Source organism: Variovorax multivorans (assembly GCF_051216835.1).
Taxonomy (GTDB): Bacteria; Pseudomonadota; Gammaproteobacteria; order Burkholderiales; family Burkholderiaceae_C; genus Variovorax.
This window is the reverse complement of sequence record NZ_JBPJZL010000007.1, coordinates 422,893-443,759: the sequence shown is the minus strand read 5'-3', so window position 1 is coordinate 443,759 and position 20,867 is coordinate 422,893. Positions and strand designations below refer to the sequence as shown.

Annotated in this window: 20 protein-coding genes, 1 pseudogene and 1 riboswitch; of the genes and pseudogenes, 16 read left to right on the top strand and 5 right to left on the bottom strand. The window is 64.8% G+C overall.

The genetic code is table 11. The annotated features are described in order from the left end of the window. Positions 1-143 precede the first annotated feature (143 nt). A complete protein-coding gene (locus ACSFCA_RS21070) occupies positions 144-557 on the bottom strand; it encodes a gamma-glutamylcyclotransferase family protein (protein ID WP_435460634.1) in 414 nt (137 codons plus the stop codon). Positions 558-595: 38 nt separating this feature from the next. On the opposite strand from ACSFCA_RS21070, the gene ACSFCA_RS21065 reads away from it, so the two are divergent. Together ACSFCA_RS21065 and ACSFCA_RS21060 are read left to right on the top strand one after the other, a co-directional pair. After that, positions 596-1,519, top strand: a complete 924-nt coding sequence (locus ACSFCA_RS21065) for a DMT family transporter (protein ID WP_093081674.1) — start codon at positions 596-598, stop codon at positions 1,517-1,519. Between the two features lie 155 nt (positions 1,520-1,674). Continuing rightward, positions 1,675-2,118, top strand: coding sequence for an SWIB/MDM2 domain-containing protein (locus tag ACSFCA_RS21060; RefSeq protein ID WP_093081677.1), 444 nt, complete (start codon positions 1,675-1,677; stop codon positions 2,116-2,118). 40 nt (positions 2,119-2,158) lie between these two features. On the opposite strand, the gene ACSFCA_RS21055 is transcribed toward ACSFCA_RS21060, so the two are convergent. After that, a complete protein-coding gene (locus tag ACSFCA_RS21055) occupies positions 2,159-2,938 on the bottom strand; it encodes an AraC family transcriptional regulator (RefSeq protein ID WP_435460635.1) in 780 nt (259 codons plus the stop codon). A 103-nt stretch (positions 2,939-3,041) separates the two neighbouring features. Between ACSFCA_RS21055 and ACSFCA_RS21050 the strand changes: the two genes are divergently transcribed. After that, positions 3,042-3,338 carry a hypothetical protein gene (locus tag ACSFCA_RS21050; RefSeq protein ID WP_435460636.1) on the top strand — a complete coding sequence of 99 codons (297 nt, stop codon included), beginning with the start codon at positions 3,042-3,044 and terminating at the stop codon, positions 3,336-3,338. On the opposite strand, the pseudogene ACSFCA_RS21045 reads toward ACSFCA_RS21050, so the two are convergent. Beyond that, positions 3,301-5,030: pseudogene (locus tag ACSFCA_RS21045) on the bottom strand (thiamine pyrophosphate-binding protein). The gene ACSFCA_RS21050 and the pseudogene ACSFCA_RS21045 overlap by 38 nt on opposite strands. Before the next feature lie 94 nt (positions 5,031-5,124). Here ACSFCA_RS21045 and ACSFCA_RS21040 point away from each other — a divergent pair. The 9 genes from ACSFCA_RS21040 (at position 5,125) to ACSFCA_RS21000 (ending at position 14,364) form a co-directional block, all read left to right on the top strand. Further along, entirely contained in the window at positions 5,125-5,790 is a 666-nt protein-coding gene (locus ACSFCA_RS21040; protein WP_258350116.1) for a TetR/AcrR family transcriptional regulator, read from the top strand. Positions 5,791-5,934: 144 nt separating this feature from the next. After that, positions 5,935-6,927, top strand: a complete 993-nt coding sequence (locus ACSFCA_RS21035) for a tripartite tricarboxylate transporter substrate binding protein (protein WP_258350117.1) — start codon at positions 5,935-5,937, stop codon at positions 6,925-6,927. Between the two features lie 30 nt (positions 6,928-6,957). Continuing rightward, positions 6,958-7,731 carry an ABC transporter permease gene (locus tag ACSFCA_RS21030; RefSeq protein WP_093053105.1) on the top strand — a complete coding sequence of 258 codons (774 nt, stop codon included), beginning with the start codon at positions 6,958-6,960 and terminating at the stop codon, positions 7,729-7,731. Between the two features lie 52 nt (positions 7,732-7,783). After that, positions 7,784-8,785, top strand: a complete 1,002-nt coding sequence (locus tag ACSFCA_RS21025) for an ABC transporter substrate-binding protein (RefSeq protein ID WP_435460637.1) — start codon at positions 7,784-7,786, stop codon at positions 8,783-8,785. Between the two features lie 57 nt (positions 8,786-8,842). Beyond that, positions 8,843-9,622: an ABC transporter ATP-binding protein gene (locus ACSFCA_RS21020; protein WP_435460638.1), complete on the top strand. Its 780-nt coding sequence runs from the start codon at positions 8,843-8,845 to the stop codon at positions 9,620-9,622. Between the two features lie 14 nt (positions 9,623-9,636). Further along, positions 9,637-11,067, top strand: coding sequence for an enolase C-terminal domain-like protein (locus tag ACSFCA_RS21015; RefSeq protein WP_435460639.1), 1,431 nt, complete (start codon positions 9,637-9,639; stop codon positions 11,065-11,067). Positions 11,068-11,115: 48 nt separating this feature from the next. Next, positions 11,116-12,279 (top strand): Gfo/Idh/MocA family protein, encoded by a 1,164-nt coding sequence (locus ACSFCA_RS21010; protein WP_435460640.1) that lies wholly within the window; start codon positions 11,116-11,118, stop codon positions 12,277-12,279. Between the two features lie 10 nt (positions 12,280-12,289). After that, on the top strand, positions 12,290-13,477 hold the full coding sequence (locus tag ACSFCA_RS21005) for a dihydrodipicolinate synthase family protein (protein ID WP_435460641.1): 1,188 nt from the start codon (positions 12,290-12,292) through the stop codon (positions 13,475-13,477). Positions 13,478-13,485: 8 nt separating this feature from the next. Then, on the top strand, positions 13,486-14,364 hold the full coding sequence (locus ACSFCA_RS21000) for a sugar phosphate isomerase/epimerase family protein (RefSeq protein ID WP_435460642.1): 879 nt from the start codon (positions 13,486-13,488) through the stop codon (positions 14,362-14,364). Between the two features lie 410 nt (positions 14,365-14,774). Here the strand turns inward: ACSFCA_RS21000 and ACSFCA_RS20995 are convergent, their stop codons facing one another. Both ACSFCA_RS20995 and ACSFCA_RS20990 read right to left on the bottom strand, forming a co-directional pair. After that, positions 14,775-16,592, bottom strand: coding sequence for a tetratricopeptide repeat protein (locus ACSFCA_RS20995; protein WP_435460643.1), 1,818 nt, complete (start codon positions 16,590-16,592; stop codon positions 14,775-14,777). Between the two features lie 398 nt (positions 16,593-16,990). Then, on the bottom strand, positions 16,991-17,260 hold the full coding sequence (locus ACSFCA_RS20990) for a hypothetical protein (RefSeq protein ID WP_435460644.1): 270 nt from the start codon (positions 17,258-17,260) through the stop codon (positions 16,991-16,993). A 476-nt stretch (positions 17,261-17,736) separates the two neighbouring features. On the opposite strand from ACSFCA_RS20990, the gene ACSFCA_RS20985 reads away from it, so the two are divergent. From ACSFCA_RS20985 to arsC, 4 genes are all read left to right on the top strand, one after another. After that, positions 17,737-18,840, top strand: coding sequence for a DNA glycosylase AlkZ-like family protein (locus ACSFCA_RS20985; RefSeq protein ID WP_435460645.1), 1,104 nt, complete (start codon positions 17,737-17,739; stop codon positions 18,838-18,840). A 124-nt stretch (positions 18,841-18,964) separates the two neighbouring features. Further along, a riboswitch (FMN riboswitch) is annotated at positions 18,965-19,125 on the top strand. A 99-nt stretch (positions 19,126-19,224) separates the two neighbouring features. Then, positions 19,225-19,740 carry a 6,7-dimethyl-8-ribityllumazine synthase gene (locus tag ACSFCA_RS20980; protein ID WP_093057797.1) on the top strand — a complete coding sequence of 172 codons (516 nt, stop codon included), beginning with the start codon at positions 19,225-19,227 and terminating at the stop codon, positions 19,738-19,740. 32 nt (positions 19,741-19,772) lie between these two features. Beyond that, on the top strand, positions 19,773-20,459 hold the full coding sequence (locus ACSFCA_RS20975) for a glutathione S-transferase family protein (protein WP_435460646.1): 687 nt from the start codon (positions 19,773-19,775) through the stop codon (positions 20,457-20,459). A gap of 24 nt (positions 20,460-20,483) precedes the next feature. After that, positions 20,484-20,864 carry an arsenate reductase (glutaredoxin) gene (gene arsC / locus ACSFCA_RS20970; RefSeq protein ID WP_435460647.1) on the top strand — a complete coding sequence of 127 codons (381 nt, stop codon included), beginning with the start codon at positions 20,484-20,486 and terminating at the stop codon, positions 20,862-20,864. Positions 20,865-20,867 lie beyond the last annotated feature (3 nt).

Here is a 20,867-nt window from a genome sequence, read left to right as displayed (position 1 = left end):
GCAGACTCTTATGTCTTATAGAAGACATATTTTTCAATCAATTAAATCAACAACTTATAGAGATATTTCTCAATGCAAAATTATTTTTCTCATATCGAGAAAAAATATTGCGGCGCAGCAGCCAGGGATTTCGCAATGCGCAATCAACCTTTCGGTTGTGAAAACGAGGCATCGCTTCGCGCCGCATGCGCGATCCAGTCACCGCTTTCGATCACGCGACGGCCCGCGATACGCATCGGATGGATCTCGTAGACCAGGCAATCGAACCATTGCCCGCCAACCTCGACGCGCACCTGCCGCTTGATGTACTCCCCCGAGTCGTCGTCGGCCACTTCCTCGAGCACATCGAGCGCTGTCTCGACCGCAGGCTCGACAACATAGACCTCGCCCCTCACGCGCCCCACCCCACCCAGCACGACACCCGGATAGGCGCCCAGGTCGTACAGCGTGCCGGCAATGCTCGCCTCGCCCACTAACACCGGCGTGGGCCGGTAGCGCGCGATGTCGTTGCGCCCGCCGCGGCGCAGCGTGCCGTAAACAAAAACGTGGGGCATCATCGAAACCGCCTTCCCAGCAACTACAGAACTTCAGTCTATTGAACTCCGCTGCTCCCGCATCAGGCCGCCTCGTGGCCTACGGCTGCCTGGCCCTGAGCATGTCGCTCGTCGGCGGCTACGTCGCCCTCTCCAAGCCCCTCGTTGCCGCCTTTCCGGTGCTGCTGCTCGCATGGCTGCGCTTCGGCATCGCCGCGCTGGCCATGCCGCATTGGCTCAAGCGCACACCCGACGAGCCGCCGATGACCGCGCGCACGCGCTGGCTGGTGTTCCTCGAGTCGTTCCTCGGCAACTTCATGTTCTCGATCTGCATGCTGTTCGGCGTGAGCCTCACGAGCGCGGTGTCGGCGGGCGTGATCATGGCGTCGATCCCCGCGTGCGTGGCCGTCGCGAGCTGGCTGTTCCTGCGCGAGCGCATCACCGTGCGCATCGGCCTGGCCATCGCCTGCGCCGCGCTCGGCATCGGTCTGCTGGCACTGTCGCCGGCGCACGCACCGGCATCGCCATCTGCTTCGTCGGCATCGATGCCCTGGCTCGGCAACCTGCTCGTGTTCTGCGCGGTGCTCTGCGAGACGGCCTATGCGGTGATCGGCAAGTCGCTCACGGGACGCCTGGGGCCCAAGCGCATCGCCTCGCTCATCAACCTGTGGGGCTTCGTGCTCTCGCTGCCCTTCGGCATCTGGTTCGCGCTGCAGTTCGACTTCACCGCGGTGCGCTTCGGCACCTGGGCGCTGCTCGTGGTCTACGCGCTCGCTGCAAGCATCTGGACGGTGTGGCTCTGGATGACCGGACTTCGCCACGTACCAGCCGCACAAGCAGGTGTTTTCGCCGTGATGTTGCCCGTGAGCGCAGCCCTCGTTGGCGTGCTCGTGCTGGGTGAAAACCTCTCTTCGCCACAGCTCGTTGCGTTCGTCATTGCCCTCGCGGGCGTGGTGCTTGCGACATGGCCTGGGCGCCGAACGTGAAAAACAGGGCTTCTCCCCTCTGAAAAAACAACAACTCCCAATGAAAAAAGCGCTTTTTCCCTTGGAAACGCGTTTTTTCTCATTTAGCATCCGCATTGCCACTGGAGACGCAAGTTTTTCATTGGTGAGTGTTCAACCAAAAAAGGAAATCAACCATGGCAACTGCAAAGAAGGCTCCGGCCAAGAAAGCTCCGGCAAAGAAGGCCGCTCCCGCAAAGAAGGCGGCGGCTCCTGCGAAGAAGGCAGCACCGGCCAAGAAGGCTGCTGCTCCTGCTAAGAAGGCTGCTCCGGCGAAGAAGGCTCCTGCCAAGAAGGCCGCTCCCGCAAAGAAGGCTGCTCCCGCCAAGAAGCGCACGCCCAACGCCGCGTTCATGAAGGCCCTGACCCCCAGCCCGGCACTCGCCGCTGTGGTCGGCTCGACGCCGCTGCCGCGTACCGCTGTCGTGAGCAAGCTGTGGGACTACATCAAGAAGAACAACCTTCAAGACAAGGCCAACAAGCGCAACATCAACGCCGACGCCAAGCTGAAGGAAATCTTCGGCAAGGCCCAAGTGTCGATGTTCGAACTGGCCGCGCTGATCGGCAAGCACGTCAAGTAAGCGCTCAGGGGCCTCGCGCTCCTGAATCAAAAAGCCCGCTTCATGCGGGCTTTTTTTTCGCCTGCGGCAAGGCCACGCCCTCTTCGAAGAAGCGCGACGGCGTGCGGCCGAAGTGCTTGCGGAAGGCCTCGATGAAGGCGCTCACCGAGCTGTAGCCCACCGTCAGCGCCACCGCCGTCACGGGCTCCTTCAGGCTCAGCAGCTCGACGGCCTTCAGCAACCGCGCCTGCTGGCGCCATTGCGCGAAGCTCAGGCCCGTCTCCACGGCGAAGCGGCGAGTGAGCGTCCTGCGCGCCATGCCGATGCGATCGGCCCATTCGTCGATGCTGTCCGGCAATGCCGGATCATTGGCCAGCGCCGCAGCCATCGCGGCAAGGCGCTTGTCCTGCGGCATCGGCAGGTGCAGCGACGGCCTGGCGCTCGCCGCGAGCTCGTCGATCAGCACGCCGACCAGGCGCGCACGACGCGGCTCCAGCAGGGGCTCGGTGGCATCCATCGACGTCAGCCGATCGATCAGCCCCTGCACCAGCGGTGTGACGGCAAACACATGCGGCCCGTCCGGCAAGGCAGTCGCCATCAGCGCGTCGATGTGCAGGCTCCAGCCTGCCGTCGCACCAAAGCTCTGCGCCGCATGGGCGCAGCGCGGCGCGATCCAGCCGATCCACCCCGGCGGCTGCACCCAGCGGCCCGAAGGCGTCTCGATGACCTGCAAACCCTCGCGCAGTGCGAACAACTGGCCGGTTTCATGCGCGTGGTAGTCCGTGACGCGCGGCGCCTCGTAGGCGTTGATCCAGAGCTTCACAGGAGCCTCAGCGGCCATGGTTGGCCCGCCGGAGGTATCGATTGGCCCCGTGCCGCAAGCCCGAACGCGCGCCGCTGCCTAGCATCGAGTTCATCTTCAACAACCCATCCAAGGAACATCCATGAAAGCCCAAGACGTATTGCCCGACGGCGCAGACTTCACCGTCGTGAACGGCCGCACCCTGCGCAAGGGATCGGTCGGCGCCTTCCTCGCCAACGTGCGAATCCTCGAAGATGCAGACGCGTCGACCGCCGACAGGCACGCCGCCGAGCAAGACCTTGTCGCCCTGATCCCCGCCCTCGACGCGCTCGGCCTGTTCGACGTGTTCGAACTGCGCTCGCCGTCCTTGCGCGACGAGGTGGCCCGTCATCGCTCGGCGCTCAGCCCTGCGCCTGCTGCTGCTTCGCCGAACGCGTGATCGACGCGAGCGTGCCACGGGTGGTGATCACTTCGGGGTCGAGCGGAATCTCGATCAGCGTGCCGGTGTCGGCCGCCAGCGCGCGCAGCAGCGCTGCCTCGAACTGCGCCGTTTCCGTCACACGCTCGGCCGCATAGCCGTAGGCGCGCGCGAGGCCGCAGAAGTCAGGGTTGCGCAGCGCGGTGCCGCTGGTGCGTTCGGGGTACTCGCGCTCCTGGGGTGCATGCGGATGGTGCCGAACATGCCGTTGTTGAGCAGCACGACGATGCTCTTGCCGCCGTGCTGCGCAGCCGTCGCCAGCTCCTGCCCGGTCATCAGAAAATCGCCGTCGCCCGCGATGGTGAAGGCCACGCGCCCCGTCGCAAGATTGGCTGCGATGCCAGCCGGCACCCCATAGCCCATCGCCCCGCTGGTCGGCGCCAGCTGCGTCTTCGCGCCCTTCGCGAGCCCGTGATAGCGGAAGTAGCGATGCACCCAGCTCGCAAAGTTGCCCGCGCCGTTGGTGATGGCCGCGTCCGCCGGCAGGTGCTTCTGCAGTAGCGCGACAACTTCCGCCATGTCGACCGGCCCGCGCGGCGTCTCTGCGGGCATGCCGGCCAGCGCCTGCGGCACGAGGTTGGCCTCGTAGTCGGCATGGGCCTGCAGCGTCCATTCTTCCCACGGCAGCGTCGGCGGCGCGCTCAGCACTTCCAGGCTGCGCGCGGCCGCGCTCATGCCGGCGTTGATGGCCAGGTCGGCTTGGTAGACACGGTTGAGCTCTTCGGCGCTCGCATGGATATGCACCAGCGTCTGCTTCGCCTTGGGCGCTTCGAGCAGCGTGTAGCCGCCGGTCGTCATCTCGCCCAGGCGCGGGCCGATGGCCAGAATCAGGTCGGCGTCTTTCACGCGCTGCGCGAGCTTCGGGTTGATCGCAATGCCGACGTCGCCCGCATACAGCGGATGGTGGTTGTCGAAAGTGTCCTGAAAGCGGAAGGCGTTCGTCACCGGCAGCCGCCAGTTCTCCGCAAAGCGCTGCAGCGCCTGCGCGGCCTGCGGCGTCCAGCCGCCACCACCGGCAATCACCAGCGGGCGCTGCGACTTCAGCAGCAGCTCGCGCAAGGTGCGTAGCGCGCCCGGGTCGCTCCAGGGCTCGACCGCCTCCACGCGCGCCAGCGGCCGCGCCGCCGTCTCGCTGCGCAGCATGTCCTCGGGCAGCACCAGCACCACCGGCCCCGGCCGTCCGTTCATCGCGGTAGCGAAGGCGCGCGCGATGTATTCAGGAATGCGGTTCGCATCGTCGATGCGCTCCACGCGCTTGGCAAAGCCCTTGGTGCTCGGTCCGAAGAAGCTACCGTAGTCGACCTCCTGGAAAGCCTCGCGGTCGCGGAAGTCGCTGCCGACGTCGCCGACGAACAACACCATCGGCGTCGAGTCCTGGAAGGCGTTGTGCACGCCGATCGATGCGTTCGTCGCGCCGGGCCCGCGCGTGACGAAGCACACGCCCGGCCGCCCCGTGAGCTTGCCGTGCGCCTCGGCCATGAAGGCCGCGCCGCCCTCCTGCCGGTTGACGATGAAGCGCGTGCGATCGCGGTACGCATGGAAGCCGTCGAGCACCGCCAGGAAGCTCTCGCCCGGCACGCCGAACGCGATTTCCATTCCCTGTTCGACCAGGCACTCGACGATCAGGTGGCCTGCGGGTTGTGATGTACTCATGAGAAGTAGAACCTCAGCTGCAAATGTCTTCGGCAATTATGTGCGCCCGCTCCAGACGCCTTGCGTTAATTCCCCAATTGGTTAAATTCTCGCCATGAAGGCCTCCAAGGACTCCTCACCCGACGCCGCCGAAGTGATCGAACCCCGTTCGCGCGACGCCGACCGTTCGCAGCTCGCCATCCTCGCGTCGGCGCGCGACGAGTTCTCCGCGCGCGGCCTCGCTGGCGCGCGCATGGACAGCATTGCCGAGCGCGCGGGCCTCAACAAGCGCCTCATCTACTACTACTTCGGCAGCAAGGACGACCTGTTCCTCGCGGTGCTGGAGCGCACCTATGCCGACATCCGCGAGGCCGAGCAGCGCCTGCACCTCGACGAGATCGAGCCGGTCGAGGCCATCCGCCAGCTGGTCTCGTTCACCTGGCACTACTACCTCGAGCACCCCGAGTTCATCACGCTGCTCAACAGCGAGAACCTGCATTGCGCGGCGCACCTGAAGCGCTCCGAACGCATCCAGGAGATGAATTCGCCGCTGGTGCAACTGCTAGACACCGTGCTGGAACGCGGCCGGCGCGACAACCTGTTCCGCGCCGGCGTGGACCCGGTGCAGCTCTACATCTCCATCGCGTCGCTCTGCTACTTCTACCTCTCGAACAACCACACGCTCTCGGCCATCTTCGGCCGCGACCTGCGCGCGCCCAAAGCGATGGCGCAACGCCTCTCGCACATGACCGACCTCGTGCTGGGCTACGTCCTGCACTGAGCTTCGTCGGCTCGCCTTCGCACCTCCGGGTATCTACTAGGCAGCGGCCGTTGACGCTGCGGCGCAGCCGTTCCTACAATCGATAATTCACTCAATGGTGAATTGATCGATTCAAGAAAGCGGCCCGACCGCGCGGAGACATCCATGAAGCTCTTTGCCAGCACTGCACGCACCACCGTCGTTGCTTCGCTGACCTGCATCGCGGCCCTGCTGCCCGGCCTGGCCGCCGCGCAGAACGGCTACCCGACCAAGCCCATCCGCGTGATCGTTCCCTTCGCGGCCGGCAGTACCACCGACATCATTGCCCGCGCCATCACCGACAAGATGAGCGCCAGCATGGGCCAGACGCTGGTGGTCGACAACCGCGGCGGCGCCAGCGGCACCATCGGCCAGCAGGCGGTGGCCACGGCCGCGCCCGATGGCTACACAGTGATGATCCATTCGTCATCGCATACGGTGAGCCCTTCGACCTTCGCCAAGCTGCCGTTTGACACGGTGCACGACTTCGCGGGTGTCACGCCGATCTCGTCGCTGCCCAACGCGCTGGTGATCTCGCCCAGCAAGAACATCAAGACGCTGCCCCAGCTGCTGGCCGCCGCGCGCGCCAAGCCCGGCAGCATGAACTTCGCCTCAGCCGGCCAGGGCAGCGCGACGCACCTGAACGCCGAGAAGTTCAAGATGGCCGCGAAGATCGACGCGACCAACATCCCCTTCAAAGGATCGGGCGAGGCTGTGACCGAAGTGCTCTCGGGCCGCGTCGACTACTACTTCTCGCCCATCGCCCCGGTCATCGGCCAGATCAAGGAAGGCCAGCTGCTGGCGCTGGCCGTCGGCTCGCCCAAGCGCGCCGCCGCCCTGCCCGACGTGCCCACCACCACCGAAGCCGGCGTGCCCGGCTCCGAGTTCAACTTCTGGATCGGGATGATGGCGCCCGCCAAGACGCCGCGCGACATCGTCGAGCGCCTGCACGCCGAGGTGGCGAAGGCGCTGGCCACGCCCGAGGTGAAGGAGCGCTTCGCCAAGCTCGGCGCGGACGCGTGGACGCTCAAGCCCGAGCAGTTCGACGCCTACATCAAGGAAGAGATCGCGAGCAACGCGCAGCTCGTGAAGGCAGCCGGGCTCTCGGTTCAACAGTAAGCAAGCCCCCTGAAAGCCCCGGCCCTCGCCATGTTCCGCAAGCTCCTGCTCTCTCCGGCCCTACGCCCTTTCATCCTCATCTTGCTGCTGCTGGTGCTGTGGGACCTGGCGATCCGCCTCTTCAAGATTCCGGCCTATCTGATTCCCCCGCCGTGGGAGGTCGTGAAGCAACTCGTCGCCGAGTGGCCGCGCCTGCTCGCCGAGAGCTGGAAGACCACGCTCGCCACGCTGGGCGGCTTCGGCCTGACGATCCTGATCGGCATTCCGATTGCCATGGTCATCGCCTACTCGCGCGTGGTCGAGTCGTACGTTTATCCCCTGCTGGTGTTCTCGCAGAGCATCCCGAAGGTAGCGATCGCGCCGCTGTTCGTGGTGTGGTTCGGCTTCGGCATCTTTCCGAAGGTGATCAGCGCCTTCCTGCTGGGCTTCTTCCCTGTGGTGGTGTCGACGGTGATGGGCTTCAAGTCGGTCGAGCCCGACATGCTCGACCTCTCGCGCTCGATGGGTGCGAGCCGCCTGCAGACCTTTCTCAAGATCAGCCTGCCGCAGGCGCTGCCGTCGATCTTCAGCGGCCTGAAGGTATCGGTCACGCTGGCCGTGGTCGGCGCGGTGGTTGGTGAATTCGTCGGCTCCAACTCGGGCATCGGCTACGTGCTGCAGGTGGCCAACGGCAACTTCGATCTGCCGCTGATGTTCGCCGCGCTGGTGGTGCTGTCGAGCATCGGCGTCATTCTTTTCGTTGCCGTCGACCTGGTCGAGCGCGTGATGATTCCCTGGCACGCCTCGCAGCGCCACGCGAACTGAGTTTTCTCTTTCAAGTTCCTTCGCAAAGCCAACAACTCCCGGAGACAAGACCATGAAGAAACTGCTTCCCTCGCTGCTCGCTGCAGCAGTGCTCGCCACCTTTGCCATCGCTCCTGTGCATGCCCAGGGCGACAAACCCAAGGACAAGGTCACGCTGATGCTCAACTGGTACCTGTACAGCGAGCACGCGCCCTTCTTCCTCGGCAAGGAAAAGGGCTTCTACGCTGAAGAGGGCATCGACCTCGACATCCAGGAAGGCCGCGGCTCCGCCGTCACCGCACAGGCGGTGGCCGCCAAGTCGGCCACCTTTGGCTACATCGACGTCACGACCATGATCAAGGCCGCCGCCAAGGGCGCGCCGCTGAAGTCGACCGGCGTGCTGTTCCAGGTGAGCCCGATGTCGGTGATGGGCTTCACCGAGAAGAACATCAAGACGCCGAAGGACATCATCGGCAAGACCGTGGCCGTCACGCCGGGCGACTCGATGTCGCAGATGTGGCCCCTCTTCCTCAAGGTCAACAACATCACGGCCGACCAGGTGAAGATCGTCTCGGGCGACGGCCAGACCAAGCTCAATGCCGTGACCAACGGCCAGGCCGACCTGCTGCTGGGCTACGTGATGGACCAGGCCATCAAGCTGCAGGACGCCACCGGCAAGCCGGTGACGCCGATCCGCTTCGCCGACTCGGGCGTAAACCAGATCAGCTCCGGGATCATCACCAACAAGAACCTGCTGACCGAGAACCCCGACCTGGTGAAGCGCTTCATGCGCGCCTCCACCAAGGCCGCCGAAGCCGCCGAGAAGAGCCCCGAGGCCGCAGTCGACGCGATGCTCAAGGCCAACCCCAAGGCCGGCGTGCGCGACACCCTGATCGTCGGCATGAAGCAGAGCGTGGCGCTCTATCACACGAAGGAAACGGCCAACCAGCGTCCCTACCGCGTGGCGATGAAGAACGTGAGCGACTCGCTCGACCTGCTGGTGCAGTACGGCGGCATGGATGCGTCCACGCGCGGCAAGCCGGAAGACTACGTAACGCTCGACTTCCTGCCCTGACCTGCCACTGCCTTCGAACCCGCGCGCTCTTCGCTACCGCCACCTCTCACGCATTCAATGTCCCAAGTCAACCTGATCGAAGCGCGCGGCGTCTCGAAGATCTACCAAAGCAAGGACGGCCCGGTCGAGTCGCTCAAGCCGCTCGACTTCGCCATCAAGGAAGGTGAGTTCGTCTCCGTCGTCGGCCCCTCGGGTTGCGGCAAGAGCACGCTGCTGAAGATGGTGGCGGGCCTGCTGCCCATCAGCGGCGGCAGCCTCACGCTGGCCGGCAAGCCGATCAAGGGTCCGCAGAAGGATGTGGGCATCGTGTTCCAGAGCGCGGTGCTGCTGCCCTGGCGCAGCGTGGAAGACAACATCCTGCTGCAGGCCGAGATGCGCCATCTGCCCAAGGCCGCCTCGAAGGACCGCGCGCGTCAGCTCATGGAAATGGCCGGCCTGAAGGGCTTCGAGGGCAAGTACCCCTGGCAGCTCTCGGGCGGCATGCAGCAACGCGCGTCGATCTGCCGCGCGCTGCTGCACGACCCGTCGGTGCTGCTGATGGACGAGCCCTTCGGCGCGCTCGACGCAATGACGCGCGAGAAGATGAACCTGGAGCTGCAGCGCATCTGGATGGCGTCGAAGAAGACGGTGATGCTCATCACCCACAGCATTCCGGAGGCCATCTTCCTGTCGGACCGCGTGATCGTGATGAGCGAGCGGCCCGGCTCCATTGCCGCGGTGTACGACATCGACCTGCCGCGCCCGCGCACGCTCGACATGATGGCTTCGCCCGAGTTCGGCGCGTACACGAAGCTGGTGCGCGCGCATTTCTTCTCGCAGGGCATCCTGGACCACTGAAGAAAGCGCCAGCCATGGATGCCATCCGCTTTCACGTCGAAGATATCCGCTTTGCCGAGCGCAACGTCACGCTGCGGCTGCCGTTCCGCTTCGGCGCCGCCACCGTCACAGCCTGCCCGCAGGTCTACGTGAAGGCCCGCATTCGCCTTGCGGACGGTCGCACGGCAGAGGGATGCGCTGCCGAGATGATGGTGCCCAAGTGGTTCGACAAGAACCCGGCCCTCACCAACGAGCAGAACTTCGAGCAACTGCGCTTCGCCTTGCGCGATGCGCGCGAGGCCTACACCGCGGAGCCAGATGCGCAGACCGCGTGGACGCATTTCGCGTCGAACTACGCATCGCTGCAGGCACGGGCCAAAGCCAAGGGTCTGCAGCCGCTGGTGGCCAGCTACGGCCCGGCGCTGATCGACCGCTCCCTGCTCGACGCGCTGTGCCTGCACAGTGGCGTGAGCTTCGCGGCAGCGATGAGCGGCAACCTGAGCGGCATCGACGTCGCAGGCAGCGGTCTGGCCGATGACCTAGCTGGTTTCGACATGTCCAGCTTCCTGTCCAGGCAATCGCCGCGCACGCGCATCGCGGCGCGCCACACGGTCGGGCTGGCCGATGCGATCGACGACAACGACACCATGCCCGACGCCCCCACCGACGGCCTGCCCACGACTCTCGCAGCGGCAGTGCGCCGCTACGGCCTCACGCACTTCAAGCTCAAGCTGTGCGGCAACACCGCGCAAGACATCGACCGCCTCCAACGCATCGCCCGCGTGATCGACGGCCACGCGCAGCTCGTGACGCTCGACGGCAACGAGCAGTACGCCGATGCGGACGACTTCGGCGTCTTCCTCGACCGCATGCTGTCCACGCCCGTGCTGTGGAAGCTCGCGCAGAAGACATTCTTCGTCGAGCAGCCGATTCGCCGCGACGCGGCCCTGCAGCGCGACGTGTCCGCGCTCGGCAAGCGCATTCCGCTGCTCATCGACGAATCCGACGCCACGATCGACACCTTCGTGCAGGCTCGTGCGCTCGGCTATACCGGCGTGTCGAGCAAGAGCTGCAAGGGCTTCTACAAGTCGGTCATCAACGCGGCACGCTGCGCTCAGTGGAACGCCGCGGGCGACACCACACGCTACTTCCTCTCCGGAGAAGACCTCACCATGCAGGCCGGCCTCGGCGTGCAACAAGACCTGGCGCTGGTCTCCTGGCTCGGCCTCTCGCACGTGGAGCGCAACGGCCACCACTACGTCAACGGCCTTGCCGCAGCCCCAGAAACCGAACAACAGGCCCTGCTGCGCGCCCACCCGGGCCTGTACGAACTGAGCGACGGCGCAGTGCGCCTCGCCATCCGCGACGGGCAGCTCGACCTGTCCTCGCTCGCCACCGCGCCCGGCTTTGCCACAGGCAAACCCGGCGCCGGCATCTCGTGGGACGCCATGCGTTCCGTCTACTGAAGCCCCGCTTCGATCTGCAATCTCTCTCGCATCTCAAGGAAGAAAACGATGGCCACCCAACGTCTAGGAATCATCATGCACGGCGTCACCGGCCGCATGGGCATGAACCAGCATCTAATCCGCTCTATCTGCGCCATCCGCGCGCAAGGCGGCGTCACGCTGTCGAATGGCGACAAGGTCATGCCCGACCCGATCCTCATCGGCCGCAACGCCGAGAAGATGGAAGCGCTGGCCAAGGCCCACAGCATCCCGCGCTGGGGCACCGACCTCGACAAGGCACTGGAGAACAAGGACGACACCATCTTCTTCGACGCCGGCACCACGCAGATGCGCCCCACGCTGCTGGCCAAGGCCATCCGCGCCGGCAAGCACGTGTATTGCGAGAAGCCGATTGCCACCAACCTGAACGAAGCGGTGGAGATCGCGCGCCTCGCCGAAGGCTCTGGCCTGAAACACGGCGCAGTGCAAGACAAGCTCTTCCTGCCCGGCCTGCGCAAGCTCGACATGCTGCGCCGCGCCGGCTTCTTCGGCCGCATGCTCAGCGTGCGCCTGGAGTTCGGCTACTGGGTGTTCGAGGGCGACCTGCAGCCCATTCAGCGCCCGAGCTGGAACTACCGCAAGGAAGACGGCGGCGGCATGATCCTCGACATGATGTGCCACTGGCGCTACGTGCTGGACAACCTGTTCGGCGAAGTGAAGTCGGTGTCGTGCATCGGCGCCACCCACATCCCCAAGCGTTGGGACGAAGCCGGCAAGCCGTATGAAGCCACCGCCGATGACGCGGCCTACGCCACTTGCGAGCTGACCGGCCACAACGGCGAACCCGTCATCGCGCAGATCAACATGAGCTGGGTCACGCGCGTGCGCCGCGACGACCTCGTCACCTTCCACGTCGACGGCACCGACGGCTCGGCCGTGGCGGGCTTGTCGAGCTGCCGCGCCCAGTCGCGCGTGGCCACGCCGCGCCCGGTGTGGAACCCCGACGAGAAGCAGATGATGAATTTCTTCGACCAGTGGCAGGAGATTCCGGACTCGCAGGTCTACGACAACGGCTTCAAGATCCAGTGGGAGCACTTCATTCGCCACGTGGTCGAGAACGAGCCGTACAAGTGGACGCTGCCCGAAGGCGCCAAGGGCGTGCAGCTGGTGGAGGCCGCGCTCACGTCGTGGAAGGACCGCCGCTGGGTCGATGTGCCGGCGCTGAAGGTCTGAGGCAGGCAGCATGGCACTTTCGCTGAACCTCCCCACCGCCGGCGGCACGCTCGCGCCCTACGCGCTGCGCAGCACCGCACCGGTGAAGCCCGATGCGGGCGTCAAGTTCAACCGCATCGCCTACTCGGCCGCACACGTCGTGGCCGATCCGCTGGCGGCCATCGATCCGTGGCTGCAAAGCGCAGTCGACTGGGACACCACCATCGCCTACCGCCGCCACCTGTTCTCGCTGGGCCTGGGCGTGGCCGAGGCGATGGACACCGCGCAGCGCGGCATGGGGCTGGACTGGCCCACATCGCTGGAGCTGATCCGCCGCTCGCTCGACGCCGCGAAGGACGTGCCCGGCGCACTGGTCGCCTCGGGCTGCGGCACCGACCACCTGAACATCGACGATGTGAAGAGCGTCGACGACGTGATCCGCGGCTACGAAGAGCAGATGGCCGCCATCGAGGCGCTCGGCGGCAAGCTGATCGTGATGGCCAGCCGCGCGCTGGCCCGCGTGGCCAAGAGCCCGGCCGACTACGAGCGCGTGTACGACCGCATCCTGAGCCAGGCGAAGCAGCCGGTGGTGCTGCACTGGCTGGGCGACATGTTCGACCCTGCCCTGGCGGGCTACTGGGGCACGAAGGATGTCGATGCGGCTATGGACACGGCGCTGGACATCATCGCGGCTCACCCGGAGAAGGTCGACGGCATCAAGATTTCGCTGCTCGACAAGGACAAGGAAATTGCGATGCGCCGGCGCTTGCCGCCGGGTGTTCGCATGTACACGGGCGACGACTTCAACTACGCCGAGCTCATTGCCGGTGATGGCTTCGGCAGCGAGCCCACGCACGGCAAGAGCGATGCGCTGCTGGGCATCTTCGACGCCATCGCGCCGGCCGCAAGCGCCGCCCTCGGTGCGCTGGCACAGGGCAACACCGAGAAGTTCCACGCCATCCTCGGCCCCACGGTGCCGCTGTCGCGCCACATCTTTGCGGCGCCCACGCGCTTCTACAAGACCGGTGTGGTGTTCATGGCCTGGCTCAACGGCCACCAGAAGCATTTCACGATGGTGGGCGGTCAGCAGAGCACTCGCTCGCTGCAGCACTTCGCCGAATTGTTCCGGCTGGCCGACATGGCCAACCTGCTGGAGCAACCGGAGCTGGCGGTTCAGCGCATGAAGACGCTGCTGGCTTTGCATGGCGTGGAAGGCTGAAGCAACCCATGCGCGATTTCTCGCAGAACCACGACTGGCTGTCGATCAACACCGCCACGGTGCGCAAGCAATCGGGCGCCGAGGTGCCGCTGGACCGCATCATCGACCAGTGCGCCGAACGCGGCATCCGCGCCATCAGCCCCTGGCGCGATCAGGTGGCGTCCGTCGGGCTCGACAAGGTGGCGAAGCAGCTGAAGGCGAACGGCATCGGCCTCTCGGGCTACTGCCGAGGCGGCTTCTTTCCCGCGCCCGACGCAGCAGGCCTGAAGGCCGCGCTCGACGACAACCGCCGCGCCATCGACGAAGCGAAGACGCTCGACGCGCCCTGCCTCGTGCTGGTGGTCGGCGCCCTGCCCGGCGCGCTCGAAGGCAAGGTCGCCTACAAGGACATCGGCCGCGCACGCGGCGAGGTGCGCGACGGCATCGCCGCATCGCTCGAATACGCCCGCGAAGTCGGCATGCCACTCGCCATCGAGCCCCTGCACCCGATGCAGGCGGCCGACCGCGCGTGCATCAACACGCTCGAACACGCGCTCGACCTCTGCGATGAACTCGACGCCGGCAAGAGCGGCATGCTCGGCGTGGCCCTCGACATCTATCACGTGTGGTGGGACCCGAAGCTGCAGCAGCAGATCGCCCGCGCCGGCCGCGAGCGCCTGCTGGCCTACCACGTGTGCGACTGGCTCACGCCCACGCGTGATCTGCTGAGCGACCGCGGGATGATGGGCGACGGCGTGGTCGAGCTGAAGAAGATCCGGGGTTGGGTGGACGGCGCGGGCTTCGCCGGGTTCAGCGAGGTGGAGATCTTCTCGAATCTCGACTGGTGGCAGCGGCCTGGTAGCGAGACTCTGGACGTCTGCATCGAGCGGCACAAGCAGGTGGTCTAGAGTCGCTCGTCGTTCAAGGCGCGTACACAGGCCACCAGCCACTCCCCTGCATGAATGTCCCTCGGCCTGCGGGCCTCCTACTTATTTGGCTGCTGGGAACACCCGATGGCCTGTGCACAGTGAACGCAGCTGTGACGCTGGTAGCTTGACTGCGGCTGCCGATCGAAGTTAGACGTGTGGGGACGCACCACTGAACTTCTTTTGTGAGGGACGAGCGGGGGACAAGCAAAAGTCCGAAGGGTTGGTGCTGGCCGCGGTCGACATTGCGGTGACCGCGTTCAATGTTCGCTTCAGACTGGCTGCAGTCGTTCAACTTCAGCCAGCGAATGACAGTCGCTGCCGAATTCCGACGTTCATCGCTTTGCGAAGTTGCTAGGCGACGGGGCCATGACGACATTAGGCGCACGTCATCAGTCCTGTGCGCCTGTTTCGGGCTGACCTAAGTGCAGCATCGCACTACGTGTAGCCGCAACTCCACGAGAGTGGCCAATCGATTCGTGAAGTGCCAGTGACACTTCGAACTCCTGCCGCGCTAGATCAAGATTGCCATCTACCATCGCAAGCTTGCCTAGATTGCCGTGTGCATTGCCTTCTGTCTCTTTCAGGACTAGCGCTCTTCGCATGGCAACTTCAGGGGCGCGATCAAATTCGTCAGCAAGCAGGTTGCAAACCTCGATCTCGTCGGTTTCGGGAGATGCAACGGCCGTGCCATTTGCCAGTTTCTGCGCATGTTGCTCACGACGGCAAGCCGCCTCTTCAACGCTGATAAGTTTGGTTCCGACGATTAGCCGTCCTTGACGTGGATCTCCTCTGCACAGGGCGAGAGCTTGGGCAAAGTAGTCTCGCGCAGTATTTGCCTGGCCTCGCATGCCAGCGACGACACCCAGATTGCAAAGATAGACCGCCTCAGCCACGAAGTCTCTCTGCTCGACGGACATGGCACGCGCACGCTGTAGGTACTCTTCACTTTCGTCGAGTTCGCCGCGATGACTAGCGACTCGCGCCAGGCCTTCAAGGATGCGGCGATGCTCAGTCGGTGCAGCGCTGAGGCCGATCACGTTGCCTAGGTTATAGGCCCGTTCGGTAAAGAACTTGACTATCCCAGGCGCATCAAATTCTGTCGGCTCTCGTCGCTCGTCGAGCCGATCCACGGGCACAAGCCGCAAGACCCACTTCGAGACCAACGATGGCTCACGCCGCAAGATCTCAATAATGTTGAGCCCAGCGATCATGACGCCTCTAACCGTCCATATATATGCTTCGTGGGTGACGTCCGGGTGATCAATCATGAAACGAGCCCGCTGTACTTCAGGCGAATCCTCTGCTCTGGCTAGCGTTTCAACCCCTTCCGGCAGGAGGTACCACAGTCGAGTAAAGGCATGCAACGCCTTATCCAAGCGACCCACCCACCAAGAAGCCTCGCCCAATCGACTCCAGCCGTAGGGATTTGACGGGTCAATTTCGGTGCAACGCTCGTAGGCGTTTGCGGCTTGCCGACGGTCCGAGACGAAGGCGATATCTCCAGCATCGACCCACCGGGCCGCCGCACGGCCACGAGCCTTCTCGGCGGCGTTCCCAAGATAAGTCGCAGCACTGGCTTCGTCTTCAGCGAGGCGAATTGCTTCTGTTGCGGCATCCGCATAGCGACCGTCGCTGCTCAGCTGTATGGCAGCTGATCCGCGAGCCTTGCCACTGTCCGCAAGTCGTCTCAAGGCTTCCAACAAATGATCGAGTGGTTCAACGCCCATCTGATCTGATGTGCGTCCATTGGCAAGATCTGCCTGAATGGAGCTCAGTTTGGCAAGTATTTCTCGTTGGACTTGATCTTGCTGCGTGATGAGTATTTGCGTCTGCGTATGCAAACGAGCATCTGTGAGGAGCGGCTTGCCAAATTCCTGCGTAGCGGCAGCTTCAGCAGAAGTTTTCCACTCGCGCAGAAGCTCGACTGGATATGCATCCCGGTTGTGATCGATCTTGCGTGCACAGACAACACAGAGCCAGAGCCCGTTCTCGATGGATGATCGCTCGGTCGCAGAAATGCTCTCGTCGTAACGAGGTCCCTTCGGTGAGGCCGCGGTGATATGTGCGGCATCGCCTCCTCGAACTACGCCTGTGGTCCCGGATCTCGGGGCCGAGGTAGGGACTCGGCATTCAGGGTTGGAGCAGCGATGCGCGACGCGATCACGAAGCGCAGCCTTGATTGACTCCTTGAAGTTATCCCGCAGCATTCGCCAATTGTGCCTTTCGCTCAGATGCCACCAGCATAGGGTTACGGTTTCTCTGAAATCTCCATGCTAGGAGCGCTCGTCTTGCCGGGCTACCTTGGGCATAGATCTCATTGTCGTGCCGGTGAGACGTGAACCACATGCCCGCTCGAGGCAAGTGGCAGAGAGCTGGTGTAGCCGGCTTGCCGCTGAGCTGCTGCTTCTGGCGGGGCGCGGGCAGTCATCCCCCGGCACCGAGGGGCAGCAACCGCTGCAAAGCAGATGCGCGCATTGTCCGCCGCCGATCAGCTCGGAGCACATAGCTCCCATCGAGCCCTACCCGCAAACTTCAATCAACCCGAATTCCCTTCACCAAGAAGGCTTCAGGCGGGCCGCGAAATCCGCAGCCCGCGGACGGGCCGCTAACCGCCGGTCTCAGGCGCCTCACATCGCGCCTTCTCGCTCAGCTGAAACAGCTCTCCGGCCTTGCGCGCCAGTTCAGCCGCAAGCCAAAGCAGGTTGTCCAGTCGCCGAGGCCCGTCACCGCTGCACCAGTCGATGTCTTCCCCATGGCAGACCCACAGTAGAGCTTCGAGTTGAGAGAGGGTGTTTTCGAGAAGATCCGCCGGGTCTTGGGCGTTGTCTTCGGAAGCTACCGGCGTGCGAGGCCGGGCTATAGTCTTGGTAGCCATTTTTGTGCGCTTCTTTTGAGGGGTTGCACGAACTTGGTTAGACGGTTGGGGTGCTGATAACACCCCGGCCGTCGCCTTTTGATACCTCGCATCTGCATCGCTGCTTTCGCACCGACAACCTGCCGCGAGGCAAGCAGTCTTCAAACATCTGGGTGACTTGGGTGTGTTGCGCCTTTCTTCTCCCTTTGTTGGGGTATCGAGTGACAGGGGCATCCACTCTAGAGAAGAACCCGGCGAAATAGCCGCTCCATGCGGCATGAAGTCCCGACGACCGCCAACAAATGCAGCTTCCGCAGCGGCGCTGAACGCTCACGCCGATGGGGTGCCTTGCGCAGCGAAATAAAGGAGGAGGCCGCAGGCCGGGGGACATTCGCGGAGCAAGGTACCCCGTCGGCGTGAGCGCGCCCTGAACGACAACGGAGCCCAACGCACAACGCAGCAAAGCGAAAGTCCGCCGCCTGTGCTGCAATCCGCTGATGCCTGCCCCGACCCTCGACGACCTGCGCCGCTACGCGGTGGCGCGCACCCTCTTCAAGCCCACGACGCTGCCCGCCGCGATCCGGCACCTGGGCTTCGTACAGGCCGACCCGATCCGCGCCCCCGCACGCGCGCAAGACCTCACGCTGCGCCACCGCGTAAAGGACTACCGCGCAGGCGATCTGGAAAGCCGCTACACCCGCCTCGCCATCGAGGAAGACTGCCTCGTCAACTACGGCTTCCTGCCACGCGAGCACCTGGCGCTGATGCACCCGCGCGAAGCCAAGCGCGCATGGGACGCCGACACGCGGCGCAAGGCCGCCGATGTACTCGCCTACGTGCAGGAACACGGCCCGGTGCATCCACGCCAGGTGGAGCAGCACTTCGCGCACGGCCGCATCAAGAACTACTGGGGCGGTTCGAGCAACGCGACCACGCACCTGCTCGACGAAATGCACTACCGCGGCATGCTGCGCGTGGTGCGGCGCGACAGCGGCACGCGCGTCTATGAGGCCGTGACGCACCAGCCCGCCGACGACAGCCCCGCTGGCCGCGCGCAACGCGCCGCCGCGCTGATCGAACTGGTGGTGCGCAAATATGCGCCGCTGCCGGCCGCGAGCCTCACCTACCTCGTGCGCCTGCTCGGCTACGGTGCGCCGCATCTCTCGCTGCAAACGCAGGCGGCATTGCGCATCGCCCGCGAAGAACTACTCGCGAGCTGCCGCATCGACGGCACGACCTGGTACTGGCCCGCTGGCGAGAACCCGGCCTCGCGCCGCCACGCACCCGACGACGCGGTGCGCCTGCTCGCGCCCTTCGACCCCGTTGTGTGGGACCGCCGCCGCTTCGAGCTGCTCTGGGACTGGACGTACAAGTTCGAGGCCTACACGCCCGCACCCAAGCGCCAGTTCGGCTACTACGCGCTGCCGATGCTGTGGCATGACCGCGTGATCGGCTGGGCCAACGTCACCGCGCCCGAAGGCCGGTTGAAGCCAACCTTCGGCTACGCCGGCAAGAAACCGCGCGACGCGGCCTTCCGGGCGGCGCTCGACGACGAACTGCAGCGCATGACGCAGTTCCTTGCAGGGCGAGCCGTACCCTGACTGCTGCGGCCGCGTACCGCCTCCGAAGAAAATCCCCGCTCGGTCGAAGGTCTGCCGCGCGGGCGACAGGCCCACGCGGCGGTGGGCTCCTAGAATCGCGCCGTTGCCCGGTTCGCCGGGCGACAAGCGTTCTCAGGGCGGGGTGCAATTCCCCACCGGCGGTGATGGCGGCTGAAAGGCTGCACAAGCCCGCGAGCGCCTGGAGCTTGCAACAAGCTCCAGGGTCAGCAGATTTCGGTGCGATTCCGAAGCCGACGGTCACAGTCCGGATGAAAGAGAGCGCGAAATGCGGGCTCGCCCGCGCGCATTGCTTTGCCGTGCGCGCAGGTAGCCTTGCGGTTTCGTGCGCCCTGATTCAGGAAACCTGCTTTCAAGAGGCACACCATGAGTCAGATCAACGACCTTCCCCTTTCTGCCGTCACCGCGTCGGGCTCGCCGCGCGGCGAGCGCATCGCATTCGTCGAGGCGCAGTGGCATTCCGACATCGTCCATCAGGCGCGCGACGCCTTCCTCGAAGAGATGGACCGGCTCGGCGTGGCACGCGAGCTCATCGACATCTTCGACGTGCCCGGCGCCTTCGAGATTCCGCTGCACGCCAAGCGGCTCGCCAACTCGGGCAAGTACGCGGCCATCATCGGCTGCGCGCTGGTGGTCGATGGCGGCATCTACCGCCACGAGTTCGTCGCGAACACGGTGGTCAGCACGCTGATGTCGCTGCAGCTGGAAACCGACGTGCCGATCTTCTCGGCCGTGCTCACGCCGCATCATTTCCACGAGCATGTGGAGCATCGCAAGTACTTCCACCGCCACTTCGCAGTCAAGGGCACGGAAGTGGCCGAGGCCTGCTTCAAGACGCTCGAAGGGCTGAAGAAGGTCGACGCGCTGCTGGCCGCTGCGTGACAACAGGCGCGAGCCTGCAGTAATCTGGGCGGATGAGCTCTTCATCATCCGCCCGCGAAGACCGCTACACCCTCTACGGCGCGCCCGGTTCGGGCGCCACGCCGATACACGCCGCGCTGACGCTGATCGGTGCGCAGGTCGATACCGTCGACGTCGCCACTTGGGAAAGCGATGCCGAGCGCGAACGCGTGTCGGGCGTCAACCCGATGCGCCAGGTGCCCGCGCTGGTGCTGCCTTCGGGCGAGGTGATGACCGAGAGCGCGGCCATCCTGATCTGGCTCGGCGACCGCTACCCCGAAGCCGGGCTCTGCCCTGCGCTCGACGACCCGCTTCGCTCACGCTACCTGCGCTGGATGGTCTACCTGCCGGCGGCCATCTACTCATTGTTCTGGGTACGCGACGACCCGCAGCGCCTCGTGCCCGACCCCACCGCACAAGCCGCGATGCTCGAACGCTCGGCCGAGCGCATCGCGCACTGCTGGCACCTGATGGACACGCAGATCGACGAGCCCGGGCCCTACCTTCTGGGCGAGAAGCTGAGCATGCTCGACCTGTACGTGACCGTGATGTCGCGCTGGACGCCGGGCCGCAGGCGCTTCTACCGCGTGGCGCCGCGCATGGCCCGGGTGGTGCGCCGCGTGGACGCCGACCCTCGGCTGGCGGAGTTCTGGGCAGCGCGCTTTCCCTTCACGATGGACCCGAGCGCTCCGGGAGGCTGAGTCCTGTTTTCTATCATCGACACCATGACCGCACGCACACCGACCACCGTCTACCCGATGACGATTTATCACAAGCCCAACTGCAGCACCTCGCGCAACGTGCTGACGTTGATCCGCGAAAGCGGCGTGGAGCCCGAGATCGTCCTGTACCTGGAAACGCCGCCGCCGAAGAAAAAGCTGCGCGAGCTCGCGAAGGCGATGGGCATGGGCGCGCGCGAACTGCTGCGCACCAAGGAAGCGCCGTACGAAGAACTGAAGCTGGCCGATCCGAAGTGGACCGACGACCAGCTGTTCGACGCCATCGTCGAGCACCCCATCTTGCTGCAGCGGCCCATCGTGGTGTCGCCGCGCGGCACGCTGATGTGCCGGCCATGGGGGCGCGTGCGCGAGATCCTGCCTGCCTGAAGC